This is a genomic window from Pseudomonas nabeulensis, assembly GCF_004682045.1.
Taxonomy (GTDB): domain Bacteria; phylum Pseudomonadota; class Gammaproteobacteria; order Pseudomonadales; family Pseudomonadaceae; genus Aquipseudomonas; species Aquipseudomonas nabeulensis.
In genome coordinates this window covers 1-3,233 of the sequence record NZ_QUZT01000135.1, presented here as the reverse complement: position 1 = coordinate 3,233, position 3,233 = coordinate 1, and the positions used below count along the sequence as shown (strand labels likewise).

Sequence of the window (3,233 nt, the reverse complement as noted above, 5' to 3'; positions counted from 1 at the left end):
GATTGCCGAGGCTGAAACGCTTAAGAAAAAGGATAAATGTTACGAAAAAATGCCTGTTTTTTCAGTGGGTTGAAACGGCTGACAGACTACAGGAAGACACTCAGAAAAAGCGTAGGGAGATGGTGTTGACGAGGGTAAGAAAATGGAAGTCAGACCGGCTAAAACCTTACTTTTTCCTACAGGTAAAGGAGGCAAATTCATAAGGCCTGAGGAACATTGTCCGACAGGAAAGGAAGGCACGCGGCTCAATGACGCCGATTGTCGACATACCTGGAAACGACAGGCGCAGCGTACGCCGAAATCACGGCTTTTTTGATCGTAGAAGTTGGAGTTTTCCGACCAGCGGCGACTGCCCTAACTCAACAACACCACCCCCCCCGGCAACTCCGTACACTTCGCCCCATACGCATCCCGAATCAACAACGCCACCCCCGCCAACTGCTGCAAACTGAACCGCGCCTGCACCCGTCGCTGGCCCAGTTGCTTATTCAGCAGCACCAGCATCCCCGGCCGATAGCGGTTGATCTCGTCCACCACCGTGGCCAGCGTGGCGTTGTTGAACACCAGCACCTGTTCGCGCCAGGCCACCACGGCCTGGGTGTCTACCGTCGTCACCTCACTCACTCCGTTCGCGCCATAGGTGAGTTGTCGCCCAGTGCCGAGGCTTACGCTGTTCCCGGCGACGTCTACCGAGAGCGATCCTTCGATGCAGGTGACACACACTCGGTTATCGGTATGCCGCACATTAAACCGTGCCTGCGCCGCGCTGACCCAGCCGGCGCCGGCCTGGATCTTGAGCGGTTGTGCAACGTGGGCAACCACTTCCACTTCACCTTCCAGCAGTTCAATGCCCTGACCCACGCGGCTGATGCGGGTCTGGGTGTTGAGTTCCAGGCTGACGCCGTCGCTCAGCAGCACTTGGCGTTGCTCCCCGACGTCGGTGCGGTAGTCGGCAGTGAGCCCGGCGAAGCCGCCGGGGACGCCGACGCGTACCATCACTACGGCGGCCGACGCGGCGATCGCGCCGCCGAGGAAGGCGCGGCGGCCAAAGCTGCGCGGCTGCGATACCTGTTCAAGGGCCGTTGGCAATTGCTGCCATAGCGCCTTGGCCTGTTCGAACGCCTGGGCGTGTTCCGGGCTTTGCTCGCGCCAGGCTTGCAGGGCGCGGGCGTCGGCCACGGTGGCGCGGCCCGAGGTGAGCAGGAGCAGCCAGTCACGGGCTTCTTCGTGCAAGGGGCTGGCGGCGGTTTGCCGGGTGGCGGGAAAGCTAAAGATATTCAAGCGCGCACATACTCACGGATTTATCAGGGACTCGACACTAAGACGGTTTTCCGGCGCCGGGACCGAACCGCTGAATCACTTTTCTTTCCAGACGCTTGGCGCAGTGCCCCAGGGCAGCCTTGATTTCCTTTTCGACCATGCGCGTGGAGATGCCGAAACGCTGGGAGATTTCCAGGTGGGGCGCCTCTTCCAAACGAGCGGCGATGAGGATTTTGCGGCGGCGTGCCGGCAGTTCGTAGAGCGCTTTGACCAGGGATTGGATCTCGCGCTGGCCGCCCACCACCCGCGACGGGTCCTGGGCTTCATCGCTGGTTTGCAGCAGTTCCTCGACTTCGCTGCCGGTGAGCAAGCGCGCATCGGCCTGGCGGCGGTCGGCGGCGATGTTCAGGGCCATGCGGTACAGGTAGGCGTTGGGTTGTTGCAGGTTCGGCGGCACGTCCATGCGGTCGACCCGCAGGAAGGTTTCGTGCAGCACGTCATTGGCCAGGTCCTCCGAGCCCAGGCGCTTGCGCAAACGCACCTTGAAGTCTTCGTAGGACGCCAGGAACAAACTGACCATCGTACTGTGCCCGGTATTTTTCATCCGCCCGAGGCTCCTTTTGCTGCTGTGCATTCCATGCGCGTTCCTGTTGTGTCGGGCATCAAAAGTAAAGTCACCGGTTGGCGCAGTGAACTCGGCGCAGGCCGTTGGACCTGCGTCGCGCCGAGGCTGCGCACCAGTGCTTCATCGCGTTGTTCATCGCCGGTGGTACTGACCAGCCGACTGTGTTCGATCAAGCCATCCCGGTTGACCCAGACCTGCACCAGTGCGCGATAACTGCCGGGGCGCGTCAGCGGTGAACGGCACAGGCTGGCCTCGATGGCCTGCTGCAACGCTGTGGCATAACTGTTGTTGAGCCGCGCCGCGTTGCGTGCCGCCGCACCTCGGGTGGCGGCTGGCTCGCTGACCTCGGGCAGTTGCAAGGTGAACGCATCAACGCGTGCATAACGCGCCATCAAGCCACTCCCCGTCAGCAACATCGCCAATGCTTCCTGCGCCGTGAAGTGCCCGCGCACCGCAAGGGAGCGCCGGCCCCGCGTCAACTCGCGGTCCACCAGCACCGCCATCCCGGTGGCGCGGCTGTAGGCTTGCAGGGCTTGTTCCAGGTCTTGTGCCGGCAGGTTCAGCATCAGCAGCGGTGACTCGGCCTGCGCGGCGCGCCCACCCGACAGCAGCAACAACAAGACCAGGGCGCACAGGGCGCGCCGCCAAGTCTTCGGTTGATCCGCTGCCCTGCATCGCTCCACGGTCGACGCACCCCAGAAAACCGTCATCCTGAGGCCAGTTTATGAACCTGATGTTACGGTGATGGCAAAAAAAACATCACGGTGACGAGAAGCCCGCTGCACTACACTTTCAAGCCATACCGGCCCACCCCCGCGGGCCCGCCAGGAGGCCCAGATGAAGCTGTTTACCCCCCTTGCCAGTGTGTTGCTGTGCAGCGCCCTGCCCCTCTTTGCCCATGCCGACAGTTGCACCGAAGTGTCGGTGGACGGCTATAAAGCGCCGGACTACGGCTGCCTGAGCCAGCAGATGGGCAGCGATACCAACGCGACCAAGGCCGCGAAGAAAAACCGTGAAGCGCAAAACATCCCCGTGGAAAAACGCGCGCCGAATGCCGTGGGATTGTCCACGCCGGCAGCCACCAGCGTGCGCATGGGCAATACCTTCGGCACGTCGGTAAAACCGCAGCGGCCTTGAGGGCCACGGAAACAAAAATGTAGCACTCGGTAACATCTTGCCCCGGCACCGTGAAGATTCATCGCAAGAATATCTATGCCAAGCTGGGGATCAGTAGCCAGTCGGAGTTGCTTGCGGCTACCTGAAGTCCTCATGTTCAACGCAGTTCAAATGTGGGAGGGGGCTTGCCCTAATGCCAGTCAGTTAAGGAAACAGCAAATGAGCGGCTTTC

At 61.3% G+C, this 3,233-nt stretch carries 4 protein-coding genes and 1 pseudogene; 2 read left to right on the top strand and 3 right to left on the bottom strand.

Features of this window, described 5'->3' with window-relative positions; genetic code table 11:
* Positions 1 to 354: 354 nt before the first annotated feature.
* The 3 genes from DYL61_RS31085 to DYL61_RS31075 are packed head-to-tail and all read right to left on the bottom strand — an operon-like array spanning position 355 to position 2,505.
* Positions 355 to 1,281 carry a FecR family protein gene (locus DYL61_RS31085; protein ID WP_135311566.1) on the bottom strand — a complete coding sequence of 309 codons (927 nt, stop codon included), beginning with the start codon at positions 1,279 to 1,281 and terminating at the stop codon, positions 355 to 357.
* Positions 1,282 to 1,318: 37 nt separating this feature from the next.
* Positions 1,319 to 1,864: an RNA polymerase sigma factor gene (locus DYL61_RS31080; RefSeq protein ID WP_105695592.1), complete on the bottom strand. Its 546-nt coding sequence runs from the start codon at positions 1,862 to 1,864 to the stop codon at positions 1,319 to 1,321.
* Positions 1,861 to 2,505: a secretin and TonB N-terminal domain-containing protein gene (locus tag DYL61_RS31075; protein ID WP_135311567.1), complete on the bottom strand. Its 645-nt coding sequence runs from the start codon at positions 2,503 to 2,505 to the stop codon at positions 1,861 to 1,863. Before DYL61_RS31075 ends, DYL61_RS31080 begins: the two co-directional genes overlap by 4 nt.
* A 217-nt stretch (positions 2,506 to 2,722) precedes the next feature.
* Here DYL61_RS31075 and DYL61_RS31070 point away from each other — a divergent pair, with 217 nt between their 5' ends.
* Together DYL61_RS31070 and DYL61_RS32045 are read left to right on the top strand one after the other, a co-directional pair.
* Entirely contained in the window at positions 2,723 to 3,022 is a 300-nt protein-coding gene (locus DYL61_RS31070; protein ID WP_135311565.1) for a hypothetical protein, read from the top strand.
* Positions 3,018 to 3,147: pseudogene (locus DYL61_RS32045) on the top strand (helix-turn-helix transcriptional regulator); the annotation flags it as partial. The gene DYL61_RS31070 and the pseudogene DYL61_RS32045, both read left to right, overlap by 5 nt.
* Positions 3,148 to 3,233: the final 86 nt, after the last annotated feature.

What these genes read in the sequence shown, in the direction of transcription:
- DYL61_RS31080 (WP_105695592.1), bottom strand. Translation starts at nt 1,864, where the DNA reads ATGAAAAATACCGGGCACAGTACGATGGTCAGTTTGTTCCTGGCGTCC.
- DYL61_RS31070 (WP_135311565.1), top strand. Translation starts at nt 2,723, where the DNA reads ATGAAGCTGTTTACCCCCCTTGCCAGTGTGTTGCTGTGCAGCGCCCTG.